The 25,958-nt window shown below is 73.6% G+C and carries 20 protein-coding genes; 4 read left to right on the forward strand and 16 right to left on the reverse strand.

Going from position 1 to position 25,958, the window contains the following annotated elements; genetic code table 11:
- Positions 1–39: 39 nt before the first annotated feature.
- From ACGFH9_RS14500 to ACGFH9_RS14545, 10 genes are all read right to left on the reverse strand, one after another.
- A complete protein-coding gene (locus ACGFH9_RS14500) occupies positions 40–969 on the reverse strand; it encodes a sporulation protein (protein ID WP_393218743.1) in 930 nt (309 codons plus the stop codon).
- A gap of 78 nt (positions 970–1,047) precedes the next feature.
- Positions 1,048–2,112, reverse strand: a complete 1,065-nt coding sequence (locus ACGFH9_RS14505) for a hemolysin family protein (RefSeq protein WP_393218745.1) — start codon at positions 2,110–2,112, stop codon at positions 1,048–1,050.
- Positions 2,109–3,476 carry a hemolysin family protein gene (locus tag ACGFH9_RS14510; RefSeq protein ID WP_393218748.1) on the reverse strand — a complete coding sequence of 456 codons (1,368 nt, stop codon included), beginning with the start codon at positions 3,474–3,476 and terminating at the stop codon, positions 2,109–2,111. Before ACGFH9_RS14510 ends, ACGFH9_RS14505 begins: the two co-directional genes overlap by 4 nt.
- Positions 3,477–3,637: 161 nt before the next feature.
- On the reverse strand, positions 3,638–4,024 hold the full coding sequence (mnhG, locus tag ACGFH9_RS14515; RefSeq protein WP_393218750.1) for a monovalent cation/H(+) antiporter subunit G: 387 nt from the start codon (positions 4,022–4,024) through the stop codon (positions 3,638–3,640).
- Complete coding sequence (locus tag ACGFH9_RS14520; RefSeq protein ID WP_393218753.1) at positions 4,021–4,284, reverse strand: monovalent cation/H+ antiporter complex subunit F; 264 nt, start codon at positions 4,282–4,284, stop codon at positions 4,021–4,023. Before ACGFH9_RS14520 ends, mnhG begins: the two co-directional genes overlap by 4 nt.
- Positions 4,281–4,889, reverse strand: a complete 609-nt coding sequence (locus ACGFH9_RS14525) for a Na+/H+ antiporter subunit E (RefSeq protein ID WP_393218754.1) — start codon at positions 4,887–4,889, stop codon at positions 4,281–4,283. The genes ACGFH9_RS14520 and ACGFH9_RS14525 overlap by 4 nt, the downstream gene beginning before the upstream one ends.
- Positions 4,886–6,391, reverse strand: a complete 1,506-nt coding sequence (locus ACGFH9_RS14530) for a Na+/H+ antiporter subunit D (protein ID WP_393218757.1) — start codon at positions 6,389–6,391, stop codon at positions 4,886–4,888. The genes ACGFH9_RS14525 and ACGFH9_RS14530 overlap by 4 nt, the downstream gene beginning before the upstream one ends.
- On the reverse strand, positions 6,388–6,876 hold the full coding sequence (locus ACGFH9_RS14535) for a Na(+)/H(+) antiporter subunit C (protein WP_393218760.1): 489 nt from the start codon (positions 6,874–6,876) through the stop codon (positions 6,388–6,390). The genes ACGFH9_RS14530 and ACGFH9_RS14535 overlap by 4 nt, the downstream gene beginning before the upstream one ends.
- A 175-nt stretch (positions 6,877–7,051) precedes the next feature.
- A complete protein-coding gene (locus ACGFH9_RS14540) occupies positions 7,052–9,883 on the reverse strand; it encodes a Na+/H+ antiporter subunit A (RefSeq protein ID WP_393218763.1) in 2,832 nt (943 codons plus the stop codon).
- 188 nt (positions 9,884–10,071) lie between these two features.
- On the reverse strand, positions 10,072–10,458 hold the full coding sequence (locus ACGFH9_RS14545; protein ID WP_393218766.1) for a hypothetical protein: 387 nt from the start codon (positions 10,456–10,458) through the stop codon (positions 10,072–10,074).
- A gap of 178 nt (positions 10,459–10,636) precedes the next feature.
- Here ACGFH9_RS14545 and ACGFH9_RS14550 point away from each other — a divergent pair, with 178 nt between their 5' ends.
- Positions 10,637–15,319, forward strand: a complete 4,683-nt coding sequence (locus ACGFH9_RS14550) for a DEAD/DEAH box helicase (protein WP_393218769.1) — start codon at positions 10,637–10,639, stop codon at positions 15,317–15,319.
- Between the two features lie 201 nt (positions 15,320–15,520).
- Here ACGFH9_RS14550 and ACGFH9_RS14555 read toward each other — a convergent pair whose 3' ends face one another.
- The gene (locus ACGFH9_RS14555; RefSeq protein WP_393218771.1) at positions 15,521–16,129 is read right to left on the reverse strand and encodes a hypothetical protein; all 609 of its coding nucleotides are present in this window, start codon (positions 16,127–16,129) and stop codon (positions 15,521–15,523) included.
- A gap of 275 nt (positions 16,130–16,404) precedes the next feature.
- Between ACGFH9_RS14555 and ACGFH9_RS14560 the strand changes: the two genes are divergently transcribed.
- Positions 16,405–16,647 (forward strand): CPCC family cysteine-rich protein, encoded by a 243-nt coding sequence (locus tag ACGFH9_RS14560; RefSeq protein ID WP_039905669.1) that lies wholly within the window; start codon positions 16,405–16,407, stop codon positions 16,645–16,647.
- Between the two features lie 27 nt (positions 16,648–16,674).
- On the opposite strand, the gene ACGFH9_RS14565 is transcribed toward ACGFH9_RS14560, so the two are convergent.
- The gene (locus ACGFH9_RS14565) at positions 16,675–17,943 is read right to left on the reverse strand and encodes a hypothetical protein (protein ID WP_393218774.1); all 1,269 of its coding nucleotides are present in this window, start codon (positions 17,941–17,943) and stop codon (positions 16,675–16,677) included.
- Positions 17,944–18,052: 109 nt separating this feature from the next.
- Between ACGFH9_RS14565 and ACGFH9_RS14570 the strand changes: the two genes are divergently transcribed.
- Both ACGFH9_RS14570 and ACGFH9_RS14575 read left to right on the forward strand, forming a co-directional pair.
- The gene (locus ACGFH9_RS14570; RefSeq protein ID WP_393218776.1) at positions 18,053–18,862 is read left to right on the forward strand and encodes a DNA-formamidopyrimidine glycosylase family protein; all 810 of its coding nucleotides are present in this window, start codon (positions 18,053–18,055) and stop codon (positions 18,860–18,862) included.
- A gap of 165 nt (positions 18,863–19,027) precedes the next feature.
- Positions 19,028–22,681, forward strand: a complete 3,654-nt coding sequence (locus ACGFH9_RS14575; RefSeq protein WP_393218779.1) for a hypothetical protein — start codon at positions 19,028–19,030, stop codon at positions 22,679–22,681.
- Between the two features lie 18 nt (positions 22,682–22,699).
- Here ACGFH9_RS14575 and ACGFH9_RS14580 read toward each other — a convergent pair whose 3' ends face one another.
- The 4 genes from ACGFH9_RS14580 to ACGFH9_RS14595 all read right to left on the reverse strand — a co-directional run bounded on the left by ACGFH9_RS14580 (position 22,700) and on the right by ACGFH9_RS14595 (position 25,805).
- The gene (locus tag ACGFH9_RS14580; RefSeq protein ID WP_393218782.1) at positions 22,700–23,485 is read right to left on the reverse strand and encodes a hypothetical protein; all 786 of its coding nucleotides are present in this window, start codon (positions 23,483–23,485) and stop codon (positions 22,700–22,702) included.
- Between the two features lie 23 nt (positions 23,486–23,508).
- The gene (locus tag ACGFH9_RS14585) at positions 23,509–24,381 is read right to left on the reverse strand and encodes a PspA/IM30 family protein (protein ID WP_393218784.1); all 873 of its coding nucleotides are present in this window, start codon (positions 24,379–24,381) and stop codon (positions 23,509–23,511) included.
- A 202-nt stretch (positions 24,382–24,583) separates the two neighbouring features.
- Positions 24,584–25,045, reverse strand: a complete 462-nt coding sequence (locus tag ACGFH9_RS14590) for a helix-turn-helix domain-containing protein (protein ID WP_393218787.1) — start codon at positions 25,043–25,045, stop codon at positions 24,584–24,586.
- Positions 25,046–25,196: 151 nt separating this feature from the next.
- Positions 25,197–25,805 (reverse strand): CinA family protein, encoded by a 609-nt coding sequence (locus ACGFH9_RS14595; protein WP_393218790.1) that lies wholly within the window; start codon positions 25,803–25,805, stop codon positions 25,197–25,199.
- Positions 25,806–25,958 lie beyond the last annotated feature (153 nt).

The following is a 25,958-nucleotide window of genomic DNA, read 5'->3' on the forward strand; positions in this document are numbered from 1 at the left end:
GGCGCGGGGCGCGGGGGCGCAGGGCGGGGTGGGGCGGGGTTAGGTGCCGTCGCCTCCGCCGGAGCCGCTGCCGACGCCTCCGCTTCCCGCTGTGCCGCCCAGGCCGTAGCCCGGTTCGATCGGCGCGTCGGGATGGCGGCTGACGTGGGCGGAATGGCCGATCTGCGCGGACCAGTCGGCGTGGGCGGCGGCTGCGGCATGGCGGTTGACGGCGTGGCGGAGCCAGCCGTCGACGGTGGCGACCCAGTCCCGCTGACCGGCGTCCGCGTGCCAGATCCGGAACCGGCTGATGCTCTGGTGGGTGATGCCGGCCAGCGCCAGCCGTCGGTCCATCCAGGTGATCACTTCGAGGCCCGCCGAGTTCGTCACGAAGATCAGTTCCAGCTCGGTGATCGGGCCGGCGTAGAGGGGACCCACCCAGTAGCCCCACCGCTGGTGCAGCGGAAGGGTGTGCTCCACCCCCGGCAGGCCACCCTCGACCAGCCCGGCCTGGCGGATCGAGAAGCCCAGCGTGTCCAACGCCGCCAGCACGTGCTGCTGGGCGGGGACCGGGTGCACGAAGACCGGCACCATGGCCCCCTGGTCCAGGTCCGGCTCGACGGACACCTCGGTCCGCAGGCCCATCCGCAGACTCAGCAACGGCACCCCGCCGAACGTGGTCACCGGCGTCTCCCACGGCAGCGGCAGCGCGAAGTCCACCGCCCGTCGACGGCCCGCGGGGACGACGAACCGCCCGGCGATCGGCAGGTGGAAGAACTGCATGAGACGTCGGGGAGCCGCCGGGTCGTCCGGCTCGACCGTCGTGACCAGGCCGAGCCGGACGTGGCGTACGAGTACGTCGTCCGGCCCGGCGGCGAGCGTCACCCGCCCGGGCAGGCGCAGACCCGGACGGGTGCTCGGGTTCGGAAGCGTCGTCTGCACGGACAGCCCGGTCCAGCCGGACTCCCGAGACACCCCCGTCAACCGCACCGCGCCCCCCGCCAGCTCACCTCAACTGTCGCGGAACCGGCGCGTGATCACCTGGAACTTCGCCGAAGAGGAGCCGCCCTAACGGAGTCGCCGACCGCGGGGCACCGTGTCGGTCTCGTCGTCGAACTCGCCGATGACCTCCTCCAGCAGGTCCTCCAGGGCGACGAAGCCGATCGGGCGGGCCGGGCCACCGCCGTTGCGGACCAGCGCGAGCTGCGACTGCCGCGCGCGCATCGCGGCCACCGCCTCGGTGACCGTGGACGTCGCCGGCAGGGTGAACGCCAGGGTCATCAACTCCTCGGCGGTGGCGACCCGACCGGTGGTGACCACCCGTACCGCCTCCCGGACGTGCACCAGGCCGCAGACGTCGCCGCCCGCGTCCAGCACCGCCAGCCGCGACCGACCGCTGTCCCGGCTGACCTGCTCGATCCGCTCGGCCGGGTCGTCGCGCCGCACGGTGACCATGGTGGAGAACGGCTCCATCACCTGCGCCACCGACGTGCCCTGCAACTCGAGCATGCTGGTGAGCAGTTGGTGCTGCTCCGCGCCGAGCAGCCCGTGCTCGCGGGACTGCTCCAGCAGCATCCGCAGCTCGTCCGGGCCGTGCACCTGGGCGAGCTGGTCCTGCTGGTTGACGCCGACCAGCCGCAGGATCGCGTTGGCCAGCGCGTTCAACGCCGACAGCACCGGGCGGGACACCCGGGCGAAGGCCCGGAACGGCAACGCGAGCAACGTCGCCGACCGCTCGGCGTCGGTGATCGCCCACGACTTCGGCGCCATCTCCCCCACCACCAGGTGCAGGAAGGTCACCAACCCGAGGGCGAAGACCAGGGCGACCACGTGACTGGCCGCGTCGGGCAGCCCCACCACGTGCAGCAGCGGGCTGACCAGATGCTCGATCGCCGGCTCGGCCAGCGCGCCGAGCCCCAGGGTGCACAGGGTGATGCCCAGCTGCGCCCCCGCCAGCATCAGCGACAGCTCGCGGACGCCGTCCAGCGCGGCTCTGGCCGCCCGGCCGCCGCTGGCCGCCGCCTGCTCCAGCCGGTACCGCTTGCTGGCCACCAGGGCGAACTCGGCGGCCACGAAGAACCCGTTCAACGCCAGGAGTACGCCCGAGCTGATCAGTGCGATGCCGGGGCTCATGCCGACACCTCGTGCCGCTCGCCGCGGTCGGTGAGTTGCAGCCGTACCGAGTCGGCGACGTGCCGGTCCACGGCGAGCACCTCGACCAGCGCCCGGGGCGCCGCCTCGCCCTCGTCGACCTCGGCGCCCTCGGGCAGCAGGCTGATCTCCAGCCGGTCGCCGACCTCCGGCACCCGACCCAGCTCCCGCATGACCAGTCCGGACAGCGTGTCGTACTCCGGGGCCTCGGGCAGCGCGATGCCGGTGCTGTCGGCGACCTCGTCGATCCGCCAGCGGGCCGGCACCACCCACGATCCGTCGTCCTGTCGGGCGGGTGCCCGCTCCGGTGGGTCGTCCTCGTCCCGGATCGGGCCGACCAGTTCCTCGGCGATGTCCTCCAGCGTGATCACACCGGCGAAGCCGCCGTACTCGTCGACCACGCAGGCCATCTGCCGGTGCCCGGACCGCAGGCGGTCCAGCACCGTGGGCAAAGGCAGGGTCTCCGGTACGAGCAGCGGCGGCCCCGCGACCGCGCTCACCGGAGTGGTGGCACGTTCCGCGGGCGGTACGCCCAGCACGTCGGCGATCCCGACGATGCCGAGCAGGTCGTCGACGCCCTCCGTACCGCGTACGGGGAAGCGGGAGTGACCGGTGTCCAGCAGCTCGACCACCCGGCTCACCGGCTCGTGCGCCCGGACGGTGTGCACGTCGACCCGGGGCACCATGGCCTCGCCGGCGGTCAACTCCCGGAAGTCGAGCCCCCGGTCGAGCAGCGTGGACATCTCGGCGTCCAGGCTGCCCTCCTCGCGCGACTCGGCGATGATCTGTTCCAGGTCGGCGGGGGTGGCCCCGCTGGGCAGTTCCTCGATCGGCTCGATGCCGACCCGACGCAGCAGGCGTACCGACGCGCGGTCGAAGAGCCGGATCACCGGCCCGGCCACGGCCAGGTAGGCGAGGGTGGACCGGCTCAGCGCCCGGGCCAGCGGCTCGGCCCGGGCGATGGCGAGGTTCTTCGGCGCCAGTTCGCCGAGGACCATCTGGACGACGGTGGCGATGACCAGGGCCAGCGCCACCGACAGCGGCAGGCTGACCGACTCGCCGAGACCGACGACGCCGAACAGGTCGGCGAGGCCGCCGCCGAGGTACGGCTCGGCGACGTAACCGACCAGCAGCGCTGTGACGGTGATGCCGAGTTGCGCGCCGGAGAGCACGAAGGAGAGCCGGCTGGTGACGGTGAGGGCCCGGGCGGCGGCCTGGTCGCCGTCGTCGGCGAGCTGGCGCAGCTTGCCCCGGTCCACGGCGACATAGCCGAACTCCTGCGCCACGAAGTAACCGGTGGCGGCGGTGAGCACGATGATCAGGAGAAGACCGACGACGATCAACACGGGTCGCTCAGGGCTCCCGGGGTCGTCGGGACGGGGATATGCCGGGCACGACCCGGCTGGCTACTGCTGCCCTCCTGGGCAGAAGAGTCGATCATGCGGCCATTTTATCGGCGTCGCCTGGGACTCCGCTGAGGGTGGGCCGAAGGCGTCGATCGTCCTGTTCATTCCGGGTGGGACCGGCCGTCACCCCGCGCCGCCGTCGACCCGCGCTCGGCCAGCTCGTCGGCGTCGAGCAGGCCGCGGTCGAGCCGACCGGACCGGTACGCGGCCCGACCGATCATCTGTGCCGCGACCGGCGCGGTGGCCAACTGGAAGACGCCCACCAGCAGGATCATGCCGAGATCGGCCGGGGACCGGAGCCGCAGCGCGATCCCGAGCAGCAGCAGGAGCAGGCCCAGCACCTGGGGCTTGGTGGCCGCGTGCATCCGGGAGAGCGCGTCCGGAAAGCGCAGCACGCCGATGCCGGCGGCCAGGGCGAGCAGCGCGCCGCCGACCAGGCAGGCGGCACCGAGCCAGTCGGCGATCGTCGCGAACACGCCTGCCGTCACGACTGCTCCCGGACGGCGAAGCGGACCAGCGAGACCGACCCGACGAAGCCGAGCAGGGAGATCACCACCAGCACGGGCAGTGTGCTGGCGTGCCGATTGACAGCGGCCTCCGCGCCGACCGCGCCCACCATGGTGGCGAGCAGCATGTCCGCGGCGATCACCCGGTCCAGCAGTGACGGACCCCGGTAGAGCCGGATGAGCGCCAGCAGCGCGGTCACCGACAACAGGACGGTGAGGACGACGGCCAGGAAGATGATCATTGGGACGGGCTTCCCTCCTCGACGGGACCGGGCTCGACGCGGCGCAGCTCCGCCGCGCTGCCGACCGCCCGGACGATCCGGCGCTCGACGTCGAGGGTGCGGTCCCGGGCGAGCGCCAGATCCGCCGGCCCGTGGGTGTCCAGCACGTGCAGGTAGAGCGTCGCCGACTCCCGGTCCAGTTCGAGGATCAGCGTGCCGGGCACCAGCGAGACCGCCTCGGCCGTGAGCGCCAGGTTCAGGTCCGTCCGCACCCGCAACTGGACGGCGATGATCGCCCCGCGAGGTCGGTAGCCGGGTTGCACGGCGATCCGGGCGACGTGCAGGCTCGCGGTGACCAGTTCGACGACGAACCGACCCGCGAACGCCAGCAGCGCCACGGGCCGCAGCCGTCCGGCGAAGGTCACCGAGGGCAGTGGGAAGAACAGCAGCACCGCGCCGCCCACCAGCAGGCCGCCGATGATGTTCGCCAGGGTGATGTCACCCCAGAGCAGGTTCCAGACGAGCACCAGCCAGCCCAGCGCCAGCGTCTGGTCCCGCCGACGCCCGAGCCGCCCGCCCGGTGTCGGGCCAGCGCCCGTCGGGGGCGTGCCACGCGGGCCCGTCACGGCACGCCCCCGGGCAGCACCGCCCGCACGTACGGGGTACGCGAGAGCAGGTCGCCGGCCGCGTCGGCGGTGACGTCGAAGAGCGGACCGGCCAGCACGGTCAGCGAGACCCCCAGGGCGACCAGTGCGATTGTCGCGCCGACCGTCAGGGCGGGCAGTCGGACGACGGGTTCGTCGGTGGCGATCCGGGGCGCCCGCCAGAACGCGATGTTCCACACCCGGGAGGTCGCGTACAGGGTGAGCAGGCTGGTGAGCGTCCCGGCCGCCACCAGCGCCGCGGGCAGCGCCCCGCCGGCCGCCACCCCGGCCTGGAGCAGGCCGAGCTTGCCCAGGAACCCGGAGAACGGAGGCACTCCGGCGAGGTTCATCGCCGGGACGAAGAAGAGGACGCCCAACAGGGGCGCCATCCGGGCCAGCCCGCCGAGACGGCGCAGGTCGGTGCTGCCGGCGCGCTCCTCGACGAGTCCGGCGACCAGGAACAGGGTCGTCTGGATGGTGATGTGGTGCACCACGTAGAAGATCGCGCCGGCAAGACCGGCCGCGGTGCTCAGCGCCACCCCGAAGATCATGTAGCCGATGTGGCTGACCAGCGTGAACGAGAAGAGCCGCTTCATGTCCGACTGCGCCACCGCGCCGAGGATGCCGACCACCATGGTCAACCCGGCGACGACCATGAGCAGGCCGTCGACCTGGCCGCCCGGGAACAGCAACGTCTCGGTACGGATGATCGCGTACACGCCCACCTTGGTGAGCAGCCCCGCGAACACGGCGGTGACCGGGGCGGGAGCCGTGGGATAGCTGTCCGGAAGCCAGGCCGACAGCGGGAAGACCGCGGCCTTGATCGCGAACGCGAGCAGCAGCATCAGTTGCAGGGTCACGCGGACGTTGTCCGGCAGGTCGTCGAGGCGCTGGGCGAGCTGCGCCATGTTGAGCGTGCCGGTGGCCGCGTACACCAGTCCCACCGCGGTCAGGAAGATCATCGAGGAGAGGATGCTGACCACCACGTACGTCGAGCCGGTGCGGATGCGCGTCTCGGTGCCGCCCAGCGTGATCAGCACGAAGCTGGCCGCCAGCAGGATCTCGAAACCGACGAACAGGTTGAACAGGTCACCCGCCAGGAACGCGTTGGTGACGCCCGCGGTGAGCACCAGGTACGTCGGGTGGAAGATCACCACCGGCGCGCTCTCGCTGGTCTCGCTGCGACCCTGCCCGATCGAGTACAGCAGCACGCAGAGGGTGACCGCCGAGGACACCACCAGCATCAGCGCGGCCAACTGGTCGGCCACCAGCACGATGCCGACCGGTGGCGGCCACCCGCCGACCGCGAGCACCACCGGCCCGTGCCGGTACGCCTGCACCAGCAGCACCACCGCGACCGTGAACGTCACCGCCAGGCAGAGCACGCTGACCGTACGCTGCACCCGGGGACGGTCGGCCAGCAGCAGGGTCAGCGCCGCCCCGAGCAGCGGCACCACCACCGGCAGCGGCAGGAGCCTGCTCACGACCGGCCCTCCCCCCTGCCACGCCGGAGTCGGCGGCGGGCCGGCTCCGGGTCGACCTGCTCCGGGTCGCTGCCCGGGCCCTCCCCACCACGGTCGGCGGCGCTCACCTCGTGCTGCTCGGCACGCCGGATGATCTGGCGGTCCTCCAGGTCGTCGGGCACCTCGTCGTCGCCGGTGAGATACCAGCTCCGGTACGCCACGGCGAGCAGGAACGCGGTGAACCCGAACGTGATCACGATGGCGGTCAGCACCATCGCCTGCGCCAACGGATCACTCATCCGGTCCACCGGGCCGGTGCCCACGACCGGAGCGCCACCCGATCGCCCGCCCAGCAGGATCAGCAGGTTGACCCCGTTGCCGAGCAGGATCACGCCGAGCAGGATCCTGGTGAGGCTGCGCTCCAGCAGCAGGATCACGCCACACCCGACGAGCACCGCGACGGCGAGCACCAACACCACCGTGGGCCCGGCGCCACCCGCCGTCATGGCGCTTCCTCTGTTCGCGACTGCGGGGCTCGCAAACCCGGCTCACTCCTCGCACTCACGGCACCACCTGAGGTTCGCGACTGCGGGGCTCGCAAACCCGGCTCACTCCTCGCGCTCACGGCACCACCTGAGGTTCGCGACTGCGGGGCTCGCAAACCCGGCTCACTCCTCGCGCTCACGGCCGGCCCTTGTCGACGGCCAGACCGCCGCTCGCCGTTCCGCTGGCCTCGATGTGCCGGTCCACCTCGGCGCCGAGACTGCGCAGGATGTCCAGCAGCAGACCGATCACGATCAGGTACACACCGATGTCGAAGAACAGCGACGTGACCAGGTGGGCGTCACCGACCAGCGGCAGGGACACGTCGAACTTGGCGCTCTCCAGCACCGATCCACCGGCCAGCAGCGCCACCACGCCCGTACCCACCGCCAGGGCCAGCCCCGCGCCGAGGATCAGGCCGGCACCGACCGGGGCGGCATCGGTCAACTCGTACCTTCCGCCGGCCAGGTAACGGACCACCAGCGCGAGCCCGGCCACCAGGCCGCCAGAGAACCCGCCGCCCGGCGCGTTGTGCCCGGAGAAGAGCAGGAACAGTGAGAACAGCACCACCGTGTGGAAGATCAGTCGGGTGACCACCTCGAGCACGATCGAACGCTGCTCCTCGTAGAGGGTGGGGCCACCGCGCAACCAGACGGGCCGATGGGGTGGGGCGGCGGCCTCGGCGGCCTCCGGCCGGCGCGGCCTGGGGCCGGTACGGGACCGCTCGAAGATCAGGCTGGCCACCCCGGTCGCGGCCACCACCAGCACCGACACCTCCCCCATGGTGTCCCAGGCCCGGAAGTCGACAAGGGTCACGTTGACCACGTTGCGGCCGTACCCCTCGCCCACCGCGAGTGCCGGGAAGACGGTGGAGATGTCCGGCGCGCGGCGGGCACCGGCCGCGACGAGAGCGAGCCCGCCCGCCACGACGCCCATCGCCACGCCGATCACCCGACGGGTCCACCGGCTGCGGCGCAGCGGCCGGGCTGAGAAACGCTGCGGCAGGCGGCGCAGCACCAGCACGAACACCGCGATGGTCGCGGTCTCCACCAGGAACTGTGTGAGCGCGAGATCCGGCGCGCCGCCCATGATGAACAGCATGGCGGTGCCGTAGCCGGTCACGCCGACCAGCAGCATCGCGGTCAACCGCCGACGAGCGCCGACGGCGAGCAGCGCGGCCACCGCGATCACCGCCACGACCACCGGTTGCAGCGGGTTGTCCCAGAGCGGCAGCCGGGCCCGCCACGGCCCGGCGGCGAGCATCGCCCCACCGGGCAGCAGCACGAGCGTGACGAGGATGATCCCGAGGTACTGCGGCAGGGAACCCCGCTGCGTCGTGCCGGTGACCCCGATGGCGAACCGGTCGAACCGGCCCACGACCCACTCGTACCCCTGGTTGCCGCCGACCGGCGAGCGGAGCCGGGCCAGCGCGGGGGCGAGCGGCCCGCGCAGCGTGAACAGCAGGATGCCACCGGCCAGCGCCAGCCCGGACAGACCGAGCGCCGCGGTCGGTCCGGGCCAGAGCGTCAGGTGCGCGTCGGGGACGCCCAGCAGCTCGGCGTACGGACTCAGCAGGCCGTCCAACACGCTGGCGGCGGGTCCGGCGAGCAGCCCGACGACGGCGAGCACGGCCGGTGGCAGCAGCATCGACGCGGCGATCGGCCCCGGTGGGACCGGTTCGACGCCGAGCCGGTCGGCGAACGCGCCCCAGAGGAAGCGGGCGCTGTACGCGACGGTGAGCACCGTTCCGGCGACCAGCCCGGCGAGGAGCACCGGATCGTCGGTGAACGCCGCGAACACCGCCTCCTTGGCGACGAACCCGACGAGCGGCGGTACGCCCGCCATCGACGCCGCCGCCAGCACGGCGACCCAGAACAGCGGCCGGGACCAGTGCCGCAGCCCGGACAGCTCCCGCAGGTCGCGGGTCCCGGCGCCGTGGTCGATGACGCCGACGACCAGGAACAGCGCCGCCTTGAACAGGGCGTGCGCCAGCAGCATCGCCGCACCGGCCAGCGCGGCGTCCGGCGTCCCCGCGCCGGTCACCGCGACGAGCAGGCCCAACTGGCTGACCGTCCCGTACGCGAGCAGCAGCTTGAGGTCGTTCTGCCGCAGCGCCGCCCAACCGGCGACGAGCATGCTCGCCACCCCGGCGACCTGGACCAGGGGGCGCCACGGACCCACCGTGGCGAGCACCGGCGCGAGCAGTCCGACCAGGTAGACGCCGGCCTTGACCATGGCGGCGGCGTGCAGGTACGCGCTGACCGGGGTGGGTGCCGCCATCGCGACCGGAAGCCAGGAGCTGAACGGGAGCACCGCCGACTTGGACAGGGCTCCGGTCAGGATCAACAGCACCGCCGTGACGAGGTAGCCGCCGCCGGGCAGTGGATGCGTGGTGATCTCGGACCAGCGGTAGGTGCCGGCGTGCTCGCCCAGCAGGATGAACCCGACCAGCATGGCAAGCCCGCCCAGCGTGGTGACGGTCAGCGCCTGCGCCGCCGCCCAGCGGCTGGCCCGGCGTTCGGTGCTGTGCCCGATCAGCAGGTACGAGAAGATCGTGGTCAGTTCCCAGCCGACGTAGAGCAGCAGCAGGTCGTCGGCGAAGACCAGGACGAGCATCGCGCCGGCGAAGGCGACCAGGACCGCGGCGAACTGGGCCATCCCGGGCGCGCCGGCCTCGAAGTACCGGGCGCTGTAGACCAGCACCAGCGCCCCGACCCCGCCGACCAGCAGGGTCATGAGCCAGGAGAGCGTGGTGAGGCGCAGCGCGATGTCGAGGCCCAACTGCCCGCTCCACGGGTACGTCTCGACCACCGCGCCGCCGTGCCCGACGGCCGGGGTACGGGCCAGCGCCCACCCGAACGCGGCGGCCGGCGCGAGTGCCAGCGGATAGCACGCGCGGGGACCCCACCACCGGACCAACAGCGGCGCGACGAGGGCCGCCACCAGGTGGAGGATGAGCAGTACCAGCACTCGCACTCCCGATCGAGGTGGCCGACGCCCGCGCAGCGGTGGCGCGTCCAGGGCCAGTTCTTGCGAAACAGGCCCTAGGGCCGATCAGACGCCAGATCTCCGCCCACCGGGCGGTTTTGCCGGAATTCAGCCGTTATGGGGCACGCACGCCGTGCACAGACGGGCGCAGGCGGCAGCGCAGGCGGTGGTCAGCGCAGCAGGGCGTCGCCGATGGGCAGCGCGTCGTCGAGGTTATGATCACCGCGGCGGAGGTCGGCCAACAGGTCGACGCGACCGAGCTGGCGAGCGACCTTGGCGACGACCCGCTCCGCGACGGCGAGTGACCGCATCGAGAGCAGCCGGCCTCGACTCTCCCGGCGCAACACGAAGTAGTGCACGGCGACGCGGACCTGACCCCGGTCGGCGGCGCTGGCCTGGGCGGTGGAGACGACCAGCTCCCGCAGACAGCCGGCGAGACGCTCGGCGAGCTCCAGCTCGGGACCGTGCAGACCGCCGCGGAGCGTGGCGAGGTGACTGTCGACCTTGCGGATCAGCACATCGGTGCCGGGCTCGACGTGTCGCGGCTCGCCGGTCATCCGATTCCTCCCACCCGGTTCGCGTTGCGGGTGAAGTTACTTTATGTTGCTCCTCACAAGCAAGCAGTTAAGTGAGACTTAACGTATTAATGGTGCATCGAAGGCAATTTCCACACAGCGCGGCACGATCCGCCGTGGGTCGTTCGTGGTTGTCGTACCGGCGGGGCACGATGGACCGGTGAGCGGGGCAGACGTGGGCAAGGGCGAGGTGCTGGACGGGTTCGGTCCGGCCACCCGCGCCTGGTTCGACGCCGCCTTCGCCGCCCCCACCGCCGCCCAGACCGGTGCCTGGCGGTCGGTCTCCGCCGGTCGTAACGCCCTGGTCGTGGCACCCACCGGTTCCGGCAAGACGCTCGCGGCCTTCCTCTGGTCGCTCGACCGGCTGGCCCGCGAGCCCGCGCCGGCCGAGGCGCGGCAGCGGTGCCGCGTGCTCTACGTCAGCCCACTCAAGGCCCTCGCCGTCGACGTCGAACGCAACCTGCGCGCCCCGCTGGCCGGCATCCGGCAGGCGGCGACCCGGCTCGGCGTCCCGCCACCCGACATCACCGTGGGGATGCGCACCGGTGACACGCCGGCCGACGAGCGACGGGCCTTCGCCCGTACACCACCGGACATCCTCATCACCACGCCCGAGTCCCTGTTCCTGCTGCTCACCTCGGCCGCCCGGGACTCGTTGCGCGGCGTCCAGACGGTGATCGTCGACGAGGTGCACGCGGTGGCCGGCAGCAAGCGCGGGGCCCACCTCGCACTCTCCCTGGAACGCCTCGACGAGTTGCTGCCCACGCCGGCCCAACGGATCGGCCTCTCCGCCACCGTCCGGCCGATCGACGCCTGCGCCCGGTTCCTCGGTGGCGCCCGGCCGGTCGACGTCGTGCAGCCGAAGACGGCGAAGACCATCGAGGTCAGCGTGCAGGTCCCCGTGGAGGACATGACCCGCCTCGACGAGCAGGAGCAGCCACCCGAGGACGCCCTCGGCGGGCCCGGGCCACGCCGTGCCTCCATCTGGCCGGCCGTCGAGGAGCGGGTCTTCTCGCTGATCGGGCAGCACCGCTCCACCATCGTCTTCACCAACTCCCGCCGCAGCGCCGAGCGCCTGTGCGCGCGGCTCAACGAACTGGCCGCCGAGGAGGTGGCCTCAGCCGCGGTCGCCTCCGCGTCGGGCGGGGGCGCGATCGTCGTACCCCAGGGGTTGTCGGCGGGCGACGAGCCGGCGGCCGACGGCGACCCGGTGCCCGGCGCGCAGCGGTGGGGCGGCCCGGCCGGTCCGACGCGCAACCGGCCGCCCGCCGAGGTGATGGCGCAGTCCGGCGCGGCGGCCGGGGCCGCGCCGGTGATCGCCCGCGCGCACCACGGCAGCGTCTCGCGCGAGGAGCGCAAGCACATCGAGGAGGCGCTCAAGTCCGGCCAGCTCCCGGCGGTCGTGGCGACCTCCAGCCTGGAGCTGGGCATCGACATGGGCGCGGTCGACCTGGTGGTGCAGATCGAGGCTCCGCCGAGCGTCGCCGCCGGCCTGCAACGCGTCGGCCGGGCCGGGCACCAGGTGGGCGCGGTCTCCCGTGGGGTGGTCTTCCCCAAGCACCGCGGCGACCTGCTGTCCTGCGCGGTGGTCGCCGAGCGGATGACCGACGGCGCGATCGAGGAACTGCACTACCCGCGTAATCCACTGGACGTCCTGGCCCAGCAGATCGTCGCGATGGTGGCCCTGGAGCCGTGGCAGGTCGGCGACCTGGCCGTCCTGGTCCGGCGGGCCGCACCCTTCGCCGAGCTGCCGGATTCCGCCCTGCACGCCGTCCTGGACATGCTCTCCGGCCGCTACCCGTCCACGGCGTTCGCCGAGCTGCGTCCCCGACTGGTCTGGGATCGGGCCAGCGACCAGCTCACCGGTCGCCCCGGCGCGCAACGTCTGGCGGTGACCAGCGGTGGCACGATCCCCGACCGAGGCCTGTTCGGGGTCTTCCTGGCCGGAGCGGAGCGGGCCGCCCGGGTCGGCGAGCTGGACGAGGAGATGGTCTACGAGTCGCGCGTCGGCGACGTCTTCCTGCTCGGCTCGTCCTCGTGGCGCATCGAGGAGATCACGCCGGACCGGGTACTGGTCTCCCCCGCCCCGGGTCAGGCCGCGCGGATGCCGTTCTGGAAGGGCGACCAGCTCGGCCGTCCGGTGGAGCTGGGTCGCGCCATCGGTGCCCGGGTCCGCGCCCTGCTGCGGCAGAGTGACGAGGCCGCGCTCGCCGCGCTGCGCGAGGGCGGCCTGGACGACTGGGCCGCCACCAACCTGATGGCCTACCTTCGCGACCAGCGGGAGGCCACCCGTTCGCTGCCCGACGACCGCACCGTGGTGGTCGAGCGCTTCCGCGACGAGCTGGGCGACTGGCGACTGGCCGTACACAGCGTCCTCGGCGCGCGCGTCAACGGACCCTGGGCCCTCGCCGTCGGCCGCCGACTGGCCGAACGGTACGGGGTGGACGCCCAGGTCATGCCCTCGGACGATGGCATCGTGGTGCGCCTCCCGGACACCGCCGACGAGCCACCCGGCGCCGACGTGGTCGTCTTCGACCCCGACGAGATCGCCCAACTGGTGCAGGAGTCGGTCGGCACCTCGGCGCTCTTCGCCGCCCGCTTCCGGGAGTGCGCCGCCCGGTCGCTGCTGCTGCCCCGCCGCGACCCGCGCCGCCGCCAGCCGCTCTGGCAGCAGCGGCAACGCGCCGCGCAACTGCTCGACGTCGCCCGCGAGTACGCCGACTTCCCGGTCACCCTGGAGGCGGCCCGGGAGTGCCTGCAGGACGTCTTCGACCAGCCGGCGTTGGCCGAGCTGATGCGCGACCTCGCGGCCCGCAAGGTCCGCCTGGTCGAGGTGGAGACCAGCGCGCCGTCGCCGTTCGCCCGGTCGCTGCTCTTCGGCTACGTCGGCGCGTTCCTCTACGAGGGCGACGCCCCGCTCGCCGAGCGCCGCGCCGCCGCCCTCGCCCTGGACTCCACGCTCCTCGGTGAGCTGCTGGGCCGGGTCGACCTGCGCGAGTTGCTGGATCCGGCGGTGCTCGCCGAGACCGACCGGCAACTGCGCTGGCTGACCGACCAGCGCCGCCCGCGCGACGCGGAGGACGTGGTCGAGCTGCTGCGGGTGCTGGGCGACCTGAGCGACGCCGAGTTGACCGAGCGGGGTGTGCCGGAGGGCTGGCTGACCGAGTTGGAGGCCTCCCGTCGGGTGCTGCGGGTACGGATCGCCGGCGAGCAGCGCTGGGTGGGTGTCGAGGACGCCGCCCGGCTGCGTGACGCGCTCGGCGTGGCGCTGCCCGTCGGGGTGGCCGAGGCGTACCTCGCCCCGGTGGCCGACCCGCTCGGTGACCTGGTGGCCCGGTACGCCCGCACGCACGGGCCGTTCGCCGCCGCCTCCTGCGCGGCCCGCTTCGGGCTCGGCGTGTTCGTGGTCGAGCAGGCGCTGCGCCGCCTCGCCGCCACCGGTCGTGTCGTCTCCGGCGAGTTCACACCCGACACGGCCGGCGCGCAGTGGTGCGACGCCGAGGTGCTGCGGATGCTGCGCCGCCGCTCGCTCGCGGCGCTGCGTCGGGAGATCGAGCCGGTGCCGCCCCGGGCCCTCGCCACGTTCCTGCCCCGCTGGCAGCAGGTCGGCTCGTCGGCGCGGGGTGTGGAGGCGCTCGCGGCCACCGTGGAGCAGTTGCAGGGCGCCGCCGTGCCGGCGTCCGCGCTGGAACGGCTGGTGCTGCCCGGCCGGGTCGCCGACTACTCCCCCGCCCAGCTCGACGAGCTGTGTGCCAGCGGGGAGGTGCTCTGGGCCGGATCGGGGGCGATCTCCGGGGGCGACGGCTGGGTCACCCTGGCGTACGCGGACGCCGCGCCGCTGCTGCTCCCGCCGCCCGACGAGGCGTTGACGCGTACGCCGCTGCACGACGCGGTTCTCGACGCGCTCGGCGACGGGCAGGCACTGTTCTTCCGCGCGCTGGCCGACCGGGTCGGTGCCACCGACGACGCCGCGCTGACCGGGGTCATCTGGGATCTGGTCTGGGCGGGACACCTGACCAACGACACCCTCGCACCGCTGCGGGCCGTGCTCGGGGCGGGTGGGGCGCACCGGTCGCGTCCGTCGGCACCGCGCACCCGCTACCGGCGCCCCGGCCGGGTGGCGCTGCCCACCCGCAGTGGCCCACCGACCGTCGCCGGGCGCTGGTCACGACTTCCCGAGCGGGATCTCGACCCGACCAGGCGGGCCGCCGCCCTCGCCGACGTCCTGCTGGAACGGCACGGCGTCGTCACCCGTGGCGCGGTCATGGCCGAGCAGGTCGTCGGTGGTTTCTCCGCGGTCTACCCGGTGCTGTCGGCGCTGGAGGAACGCGGCGCGGCCCGCCGGGGTTACTTCGTCGAGGGTCTCGGCGCGGCGCAGTTCGCGGTGCCCGGCGCGGTGGACCGGCTGCGCGCGCTGGCCGAGCCGGCCGACGGCACGCGGGGCCGCGGTGGGCCGACCGCCGTCCTCGCGGCCACCGATCCCGCCAACCCGTACGGTGCGGCGCTGCCCTGGCCCGACCGCGTCGTCGACTCCGGCGACGGTGCCACTGCCGCGACCGGCCACCGGGCCGGCCGCAAGGCGGGTGCCCTGGTCGTGCAGGTCGCCGGCGACCTGGTGCTGTACGTGGAACGCGGCGGTCGGACGCTGCTCTCCTTCACCGACGACACCGAGACGCTCGCGGCGGCCGGCAAGGCGCTCGCCGACGCCGTCCACTCCGGAGCGCTGGGCGCGATGTCGGTCGAGCGCGCCGACGGCGAGGCGGTGCACTCGTCGCCGCTGCGTGACGCGCTGACCGCCGCCGGCTTCCGGGCCACCCCACGCGGCCTGCGCCTGCGCGGCTGACCCGGTAGCGCGGCGGCGGCGCTCAGGGTTCCGCGGTTGCCATCGGCCACTCCCCGCCAGCCACTGCCCGCAGGGCGTCCGGGCGGCCATGTCTCGGTAGAGGGATATGACTGCTGGTCATAGATATGACTCACAGTCATATCTATGACGAGGCCGGCGTGGCTCGGCCATCGACGCGCGGGCAGCGGTCCGAGGCCCGGGTCAGCGCAGGCTGTTGAGGGTCTTCTCGTAGCGAAGGCGGTCGGCTGCCGGGGTCTTCGCTTCGAGGTAGTTGAGCACCACGGCCCCACGCCGGTACGACTGGCCGCCCCACGTCTCGGCGATGTCGCCGGCGCTGGTCTCGTCGGGGAACACGTAGACGGTGACGCCGTCGGTGGCGACGATCTCGGAGCAGCCCAGCCCGAGACCGTCCGGACCACAGTCGACCGAGCGGTCCTTCGGGTGCGTGACCCGCAGACCGGCGGCCTTGAACGCGTCGACGACCTGCCGGGCGCTGGGAGTGCCCGCCGGGCGCTGGGGTAGCACCACCGGCGGTGGACTGGCCGGCCGGCGTTCGACCGGTCCCTGCGGCGGTGCCGGCGGCACGGCGGACGGGGCGACGGACCGTGCTGGCGGCGGTGCGCCCGAGTCGGTGCGGGAGGGAACCACCGAGGGGTTCGGCACGCTCGGCAGATCGGTGGCCTGGACGGCCGAGGACGAGGCACCGGGGGCGGCACTCGACGGCGCCGGGTCGTCACCACGGCCGCAGCCGCTGACAACGGCAGCGGCGACCAGGAGGACCCCGACGGCGGGCAGGCTCCGAAGTGTCACAGGCGAAGTCTGCCCAACCGCGCTGGGCGGCGCGAGGGGCCGGTCGGCCACCGCGCTGTCCGCTATCCGCCACCCGGGTCGACCGGGTTGCCGGGTGGCCCGCGCCGAAACGGCCCGATCCGACCGTCGACCGGCAGGCGTCCGTGCCGAAAGATCCGCACAACATCGGGTGGCGGTGGCGGTCAACGGCGGCCGGGCGGTGGACGTCCTCGGGGTGCGCCCGGGTGACCTCCTGCGGGTGGCCGGGTGACATTCGACTATGGAATGCTGCCCCGGTGGGTGAACACGTAGTTCCCGTGGGCTGTCCCTGTTGTGCCTCTCGGACCGGCGGCGGGACCTGCCCGGTCTGTTTCTGGACCGACGACGGTCAGAGCGACGCCGACGCCGACGCCGTGCGGGGTGGCGCCAACGGCGACCTGAGCCTGTCGCACGCCCGCCTCAACTACGCCGTGTACGGGGCCAGCCACCCGCGTTACCAGGACATGGTGCGTCCCGCCCGCCCCGACGAGCGCCCCTGAGGCGACGCCCGCCGAGGCGAGGTCCGGTCAGCAGACCGGTACGGCGCCGCCGTAGACGGTCGAGATGTACGCGTGGCTGACGTACTGCTCGGTGGCCAGGCGGTTCCACCTGGTGGTGGTGCGGTACGGGCCGGCGACCGACTGGCCGGTGACGTAGCACTGGACCGGCACGTTGGCGAACCGCGCGGCGAGGCCACGGGTCGCGTACGAGGTGCCCGGCCCGGTGCGGATGTTGAGCGGCCCGTCGCCCACCACGGCACGGGGCCCGCCGCCGGTCCAGAGGTACGCGACGTCGACCCAGGCGTTGGTGGTGAGTTGCAGTCCGTCCCAGAAGGTGCCGTCGGCCAGGTCGATGCCGGCCGGGTTGAGTACGGTACGGCCGAACTGGTCCCGCCCACCGTTGTAGCCGGACTGGTAGGCCGCCTGCGCCTCGGGCCGGCCCTGGGGCAGGTTCTTCCAGTTCTCCCGGACAGCCGACGGGTTCCAGTAGTCGTCGCGGGTGTTCCACGGCCCGACGTCCCAGACCGGGGCGTACTCACAGCGGGTGCCCGCCGTGGTGCAGACCCGCACGGTGTAGTCGCCGGTGTTGAGCGGCGAGAGACCCCGGCGCGACGGTAGCGCCGCGAAGTGGTCGCGCGGCTGCACGGTACGGCCGTTGGCGGTCAGTTCGCCGACGAGCCCGATCCGGGTGGCGTACACCCGGTAGGTGAGTCCGGGCGTGGCGGCGGAGACGGCGGCCGTCGCGTCGGCGGTGAGCTGGACGGCGCGTACCGTCGCGGTGGCCCCGCCGGCCCGCGCGGTCAGCACCACCCGGGTCTGCACCCGGCTGACCGGCCGGTCGAAGACCGCGCCGGCGGTCGCGGCACGCCACTCGGTCCAGCCGCTGAGCCGCCATCCGCGCACCTGCGCCTCGACGCTCGCGCCGGCGGGGACGTCGGCGCTGATCTGGGCGCGGACCCGGGTGGCCGGGCGGGCGAGGGTGCGCGGCGCGGTGAGCAGCATGCCCTCGGCGAGCGCGCTGTGCGGGCTGCGAGGGCTGCGTCCGGCCGGGCGGGCCGCACGGAGCCGCAGTCCGGAGGCGGTACGGCGGATGTTGACGTCGTCCCGGTCGACGACCGACAGGTCGGCACTCCACTGTTCCGAGGCGGGCGCGCCGGCGGTGAGGGTGAGTGATCCGGCGGTCGCGGGAGCGATGGTCGGGACGGCGCTGGCGACGGGCACGAGCGCCGCGGTGAGCACGAGGGCGAGGATTGCGGCGAGGGTGGCGGGTCGGATACGACAATGGCATCGTCTCATGGGCATTCTCCTCAGAACTCCCTGACCCTCCCATGTCAGGAGATCATGAGGAACCTGACTACAAATAGCGACACATGCGAATCTTGCTCGAAAGAGGGAGGATGGCAGCGTGCCCGAAGGTGACACCGTCTGGAACACGGCCCGCGTGCTGCACCGCGCGCTCGCCGGCGCGCGGCTGACCGGGTCCGACTTCCGGGTGCCACGGCTGGCCACCACCGACCTCACCGGCTGGACCGTCCGCGAGTCGGCCAGCCGGGGCAAGCACCTGCTGCTACGCCTCGCCGCTCCGGACGACGCGTCCTGGACGCTGCACTCCCACCTGCGGATGGACGGGGCCTGGCGGGCGTACGCGCCGGGGGAACGATGGAGCGGCCGGCCCGCGCACCTGATCCGGGTGGTGCTGCGCAGCCCCGGCGCGGTGGCGGTGGGTTACCACCTGCACGAGCTGGCCCTGCTGCCGACCGCCGCGGAGGCCGACCTGGTTGGCCACCTCGGGCCCGACCTGCTCGGCCCCGACTGGGACCCGGCCGAGGCGGTCCAGCGCCTGTCCGTACACCCCGAGCAGACGATCGGCGAGGCGCTGCTCGACCAGCGCAACCTGGCCGGCGTGGGCAACCTCTACAAGTGCGAGGTGCTGTTCCTGCGGGGTGTGTCGCCGTGGACGCCCGTCGGCGCGGTGCCCGATCTGCCGGGCATGGTGGCGCTCGCGCAGCGGTTGCTGGCCGCCAACCGTGGACGCTGGACGCAGAGCACCACCGGCTCGCTGCACCGGGGGCAGACCAGCTACGTGTACGGTCGCCGCGCCCAGCCGTGCCGCCGCTGTGGCACCGCCATCGGCAAGGAGGAGCTGGGCGAACGGGTCACCTACTGGTGCCCGCTCTGCCAGCCGGAGCAGCCGGGGACCCCGCCGCCCGACTGACCGGGCGTTGTGGATCGAGGTCAGCGCAGATACGGACGATTGGGTAATTCCTAACCGGCCGTCGACGTCGCATGCTGCGGTTGGGTGCTCACCGCCTGTCAGCAAGAGTGCCGAGGGCCGCCACGTCGTGGTGGCGGTCCTCGTGCCCCGAGCCCGGGGAGAGTCATGGCGATCTTCCGCAGACTCCGCTCCACCTTCTTCTACCGGCCCGCCCCTGACGGCCTCGGTCAGACGGCATCCGTTCCGACCGCGCGTACCGCCGAGGAGGCCGCGCCCACGACGAGCCTGGACCCGTCCGCCGAGCCACGCTGCTTCGGGCCGGTGCCGAACGTCGCCCACAGTCCCCGCCCCAGACGTGACCCGAGCGGTCGGCTGGTGCCGGGCACCGGTCTGCGCAAGTTCGTCGACGCGCTGCCCGTGCCGGGCGAGGAGTCGCTGCCGGTGGCGGTGCCCGACACGATCAGCTACCCGGGCTGCGACTACTACGAGATCGGGCTCCAGGAGTACGCCCAACGCCTGCACCGCGACCTGCCGGCCACCCGGCTGCGCGGCTACCGGCAGCTCAACCTGGGCACCGACGAGGCCGGCCACAACACGGTTGCGCCACCGGAGCGACCCTGGCACCTCGGCCCGATGATCCGCGCCCGGCGGGGCCGACCGGTCCGGGTGAAGTTCATCAACCAGCTTCCCACCGGGCGGGCCGGTGAGCTGTTCCTGCCGGTCGACGAGACGGTGCAGGGGGCCGGAATCGGGCCGCTGGACGGCCCCGCGCCGTACCCGCAGAACCGGGCGGTGCTCCACCTGGCCGGGGCGCAGACCGGCTGGACCAGCGCGGGCAATCCGGGGCACTGGATCACGCCGGCCGGGGAGATCACCCCGTACCCGACGGGTACCGGCCTGACGCCCGTTCCGGACATGCCCGCGCCCGGAACCGGCGCCACCACGCTCTACTTCCCCAACGAGCAGAGCGGCCGGCTGCTGTGGTTCCACGACAACACCCTCGGGCTGGCCCGGCTCACCGTCTACGCGGGGCAGCTCGCGCCGTACCTGCTGACCGACCCGGTCGAGGACCAGCTCGTCGCCGACGGGGTACTACCGGCCGACCAGGTGCCCCTGGTGATCGAGGACAAGACCTTCGTACCGGACGACACCCAACTGGCCGCCGAGGACCCGACCTGGGACCGGGAGCGCTGGGGTGCCCGGGGCAGCCTGTGGCACCCCCACGTCTACCAGCCCCGGCAGAACCCGTACCGGTCCGGCGGACGCAACCCCACCGGCCGGTGGGACTACGGCCCCTGGTCGCGCAGCCCCGCGCCGGACGGTGGCCGGACCGACAGTGGACCCACGGTGGACGGTTGGCCGATGGCCGAGCGGATCGCCGGTGAGCCACCGCTGACCGGTCCGGGTCCGGTGCCGAACCCGCACCACGACCCGGTCGGCGGCAGCACCGAGCCGCCACTGCGCCCCGGGGTGCCGCACCCGTCCGCGGTGCCGGCGGCGTACGGCGACACCCCGCTGGTCAACGGCGTCGCGTACCCGTACCTGCGGGTGCGCCCTGGCGTGTACCGGCTGCGCATCCTCAACGCCTGCCTGGACCGCAGCCTCAACCTCCAGCTCTACCGGGCCTGCTCGGACGCGCCGATGTGGGCCGACGACGGCGGCCTGGCCGACGCGGACGCCGGGGAGGTGCCGATGGTGCCCGCCGTGCGGTCGGCGGAGCGACCGGCCGGCTGGCCCAGCGACGGGCGCGACGGCGGAGTGCCGGACCCCCGGGCCGCCGGCCCGGAGTTCGTCCAGATCGGCAACGAGGCCGGGCTGCTACCCGCGCCGGTGGTGCTGCCGAACCGGCCGATCGGCTACCGGTACGACCGGCTCGACCCGACAGTGCTGAACGTCGACGGGCACACGCTGCTGCTGGCCCCGGGTGAGGGCGCCGACGTGCTCGTCGACTTCTCCAGCGTGCCGCCGGGCAGCACGCTGGTCCTCTACAACGACGCCCCGGCGCCGCTGCCCGGCTTCGATGAGCGCTACGACCAGCACACCGCCGCGCCGGACCGCACGGCCGAGGGCGGCCCACCACCCACCGAGCCGGGGTACGGCCCGAACACCCGAACCCTGCTGCAGTTCCGGGTGACCGGCACACCCGAACCGCCGTACGACCTGGACCGGCTGCGGGTACGGCTGCCCGCGGCGTACGCGGCCAGCCAGCGCCCACCGATCGTGCCGCAGCCGGCGTACGACCCGGCGTTCGGCAGCCGGACCCCGGCGCAGACGGTCATCTCGGCGCACGCCGACACGGTGACGTTCACGCCGCTGGCCGGTACCGGCCCGGTGACCCTGCCGATCGGGGTCAAGGCCGCGCAGCAGGTCTTCGAGCCCGGTCACGGCCGACTCGCCGGACGACTCGGGGTCGGTCACCCCCACACCGGGCCCCTCGCGCCGGCGACGCTGCCACTCGGGCCGACCGACCCGGTGACCGAGGTGCTGTTCGCCGCCGATCCAGCCACGCCGGTCGGCGCGGCGACGGACGGCACGCAGCTCTGGCGGATCAGCGGCAACGTCCGCCAGACCGAGCCGCTGCGCTTCGGCGGTTGCGACGTGCAGATCGTCAACCGGGTCGGCTGGGACGGCACGCAGCGCCCCCCGCACCCGGCGGAGCTGGGCTGGAAGCAGATCGTCCGGGTCAACCCACGGGAGGACGTCGTGGTGGCGCTCCGCCCGATCGCCCCGGCCCTGCCGTTCAAGCTCGGTGACAGCGTCCGGCTGCTCGACCCCGGCCAGCCGGCCGGTTCGCGGACCGGGTCGACGCCGGTCAGCCCGACCGACGGGCGACCGGCGGTGGTGGTCAACCAGATGGTCAACCTGGGCTGGGAGTACCGCTGGCACAGCCAGCTCGCCGGCCACCGCGACCTGGGGATGAGCCGACCGCTGGTGCTGCGGGTGACGCCGCGCGCGCCCACCGGGCTGACGGCCACGCCGGTGCCCGGCTCGGCCACCGCGCTGCCGGCGATCGCCCTGGCCTGGACCGGCAACGGCGGACGCCCACCCGCGACCAGCCACCTGCTGCAACGGGCCACCGACGGGTCCTTCGGCGGCGACGTCACCACGATCACCGTCGCGGCCGCCGCGACCCGGTACACCGACGCGACGGTCACCCCCGGAGTCACCTACCACTATCGGATCCGGGCGGAGAACGAGGTGAGCTACTCGTCCTGGTCGAACAGCGTGCCCGCCTCGGTGCACCTCGCCGCGCCGGGTGGACTGATCGCGGCGATCCCGCCCGCCGCGCCGCTGCGGGTGGCGCTGCGCTGGACGAACCGGTCCTTCGCCACCGGCATCGACGTGCAGCGGGCCACCAATCCGACCTTCACCAGCGGACCCGGCACCACCGCGATCGGGGTCGGCGACAACCACCTCGACACCACGGCCGCGCCGGACACCACGTACTACTACCGGGTCCGCACCACGTACCTCGGCGCTGCCTCCGCGTGGTCGACGGTGGCCGCGGCGAGCACCCCGCCCGCGCCGGGCACCCCGAGCGAGGTGAGCGCCACCGCCAGCGCGCCGGGACCGGACACCGCCACGGTGGTGTTGGGTTGGGCGGCGGACATGCCTGCCGGCCCGGGGTCGGGGTTCATCGTGCAACGGGCGCTGGACCCGGCGTTCGCCCAGGAGGTGGCGACCTTCACGGTGACCGGTCGCGGCTTCACCAACACGGGTCTGGCCCGGGACGTGACCTACCACTACCGGATCCGGTCGTTCAACGTCGTGGGCAGTTCGCCGTACACCGGTCCGATCCCGGTCACGACGCCACCGTGACGGGCGCGCGGCGCGCGCTCAGCTGGTGGGCGCGCGCAGGCCGGCGCCGCCGGCACGCAGCTCGGCAAGGGCCGAGGCCACGCCGTGCAGCAGGTCGGTGGCCTCGGTGAGCCGATCGGCGGCCGGGTGGGTGGGCTCCGGGCGGGCGTCCTCGGCGAGGTAACCGGCGGCGGCGACCACCAGCCGCTCGTAGGCAGCCACCCCGCTCTCCAACTGCGCGGTCAGCGCGGCGTGCGCGTCGGCCAGCGGTGCCCGGGCGTCGGTCGGCGCGAGCCGCAGCGCCCGTTCGACGCTGGCCACCCGGCCGGCGAGATCCCGCAGCGACCGGTCGGCGGCAGCGGCCTCCAGCACGGCCGGCTCGGCCAGCCCGGTGAGCCGGGGCGCCATTCCGGCCAGGGTGAGCGAGGCGCGGTCCAGCCGCGCCCACTGCTGCCCGGCGGTGGTGCCGCGCAGGGCGACCCGACTACGCACCCGACGTACCTCGGTCAGGACACCCGAGCCGACCGGCAGTCGCTCGACGGCGGCCACCAGCCGGGCCCGGGACCGGGCGGCGGCCTCGGCCGGGTCCAGCGCCGGGGGCGCGGGCCGGGCAGCCAACGCCCGCAGGTCGATCCAGCGCCAGGCGGCCAACGCCACCGCACTGCCCGCGGCGCCGGCCCAGGCCGCGTCCGGCAGACCGAGCCCGGCGTACGGAGTCAGCACCGCCGCGGCCCCGCCGAGTCCACCGGCCAGTACGCTCCACCGCCGGGCGGACCGGCGCAGCCGACCCAGCCGACGGAAGTACCGCGTCCGCTCGTCTGCCACGAAGACCTCCTCGGACCGGTGGTTCAGCCGGCGGCGGTCGGGTCGCCGGTGCCCCGCTCGCGGGCCATGCTGGCGCGCAACTCGTCCAGCCGGGCGGCGGCGGCCGGGTCGCTGCCCGGGCCCGCCTTCTCGGACTGCGGGACCGCCGGGCGCTGCGCGGTGCCGCCGAGCTGCTGACCCGCCATGCTGGAACGGATCTGCTCCAGCCGGGCCGAGCCGGCCGAGTCGATGGTCGCCTTCTGGATCTCCAGCATCCGGCCCTCGACGGAGTTGCCGGCCAACTCGGCGCGGCCCATCGCGTTGGCGTACCGCCGCTCGATGCGGTCCCGTACCTCGTCCAGGGACGGCGTCGTGCCGGGGGCCGTCATGGTCGACATCGACTCCAACGAGCGGGCCACGGTCTCCTGCATCTTGGCCTGCTCGAGCTGGCTGAGCAGCTTGGTGCGCTCGGCGAGCTTCTGCTGGAGGATCATCGAGTTGTTCTCGACGGCACGGCGGGCCTGCGCGGCCGCGCCGAGCGCCTGGTCGTGCAGGGTCTTCAGGTCCTCGGTGGCCTGCTCGGCGGAGACCAGCTGGGTGGCCAGGGCCTGGGCGGACTGTTCGAACCGCGTCGCCTCTGCCTCGTCGCCCTTGGCCCGGGCCTGGTCGGACAGCACCAGGGCCTGCCGGGCATTGCCCTGGAGCCGCTCGACCTCGGACATCTGCCGGGACAGCTTCATCTCCAGCTGACGCTGGTTGCCGATGACGGCCGCAGCCTGCTGGACCAGCGCCTGGTGCTGCCGCTGGGCATCCTCGATGGCCTGCTGGATCTGCACCTTGGGATCGGCGTGCTCGTCGATCTTCGCACCGAAGAGCGCCATCAGGTAGTTCCAACCCTTGACGAACGGGTTCGCCATCTCCGCGGTATCCCCTCAGTAGCGTCACTCCACCACGGTCGGGCCGGATTGCGCCGACCGACCGCGACCCGGCCGGTCTCCATCGTCCCAGCCGAACGCCAGCGGGGCGTCCGTACCGGGCGCTCGACGGGCACCGTCGGCTCCTGCGGGCAACCCTACGCGGCGGGAGCCACCTCGCCCATGGTCATCCGCCGGACGCAGCTCAGGCCGCGCAGACCACGTCCCGGTCGCGCTCGGTGGGACGGACCCGCGTGCTGCGCAGCGTCGCCCGCAGCGGGGACTCCTGTCGGACCGACACGGCGACCTTGCCGTCGGAGGTGACCTGACGGACACCCCGGTTGGCGGCCTTGCGGACGGCGGCCGGCGCGCCGACGGGCGCGGCCTCGGCCGGCTCGTCCTGCATGCCGACGAGCACTCCGGCGGGCATCTGTTCGGCGAGCGCCACGGTGTCGCTCACTTCGCGCAGAAGTTCGGAGAGGCGGGCGCCGAGCGCGTCGCAGATCGCCGCGAGCAGCTCACTGGACGGCTCCTTGTGCCCCCGCTCGATCTCCGAGAGGTAACCGAGGCTGACATTGGCGGCGGTGGACACCTCACGCAGTGTGCGCTGCTGTCCCTGCCGGCGCGCCCGCAGTGCGTCACCGATCACCCGGCGTAGCAGGACCATCGCACCTCCCCCTGAGGGATACCTCACGCCCGCCGTCGGGAAGCCGGCCGGCGGACCGCGCCGGCTCCGAGCGTCGGAGCCTTCCCGCAACCGTACCCGCTGCGGGCCCCGGCGACATCCCACCCCGCCCGTCGGATCGTGGAGCGCGGGCTCACCGACGCCTCGCGCCAGCCGTCCCCGCGCCGTCCCGGGCGGCGTGGCCCTTCGTCTCCGCGCCGTGCGAGGTGTCGTCGCCGGCCGTCTCCAGGCCCTCGACCGCAGCCTCGTCGGCGGCGTGGATGTGTCCGGCGAGCAGACGCAGCGCCTCGATCACGGCGGCCGAGCGTACGAGGTCCCGCCCGCCGTCGAGGTCGAGCTGGCGGACCTCGGTGCCGGTCGGGCCGGCGACCGCCACGTAGACCAGGCCGACGGGCTTGCCGTCCTGCGGCTCGGGGCCGGCGACCCCGGTGGTGGCGAGCCCCCAGTCCGCTCCGCAGCGCTGCCGACCGCCCTCGGCGAGTGCCGCCGCCACGTCGGGGTCGACCGGTCCGCGTGCGGCCAGCAGATCGCCCGGTACGCCGGCCAGCGTGGCCTTCAGTTCGGTGGCGTAGACCACCAGCCCACCCCGGTAGATCCCACTGACTCCGGCGATCTCCACGATCGACGCGGCCAGCAGCCCGCCGGTGAGCGACTCGACGGTGGCCAGGGTCTCGTGCCGCTGGGACAGGCTGTGCACGACCCCCGCCGCGGCGCTACCCGCCGCGTTCTCTTCCCGCTGCATAATCTCGTCCTTCCCCACCCCCCACCCCCCAACCCCCCCACCCCCCCCGCCGGCCGAACCCCGCCGGCCGAACCCCGTCGATCATGAAGTTATTGCCACGACACGCCGGCCCGAGCGGCAACAACTTCATGATCACCGCGGTGGAGATGGGGC

The organism is Micromonospora sp. NPDC049102, assembly GCF_043197485.1.
Lineage (GTDB): Bacteria > Actinomycetota > Actinomycetes > Mycobacteriales > Micromonosporaceae > Micromonospora.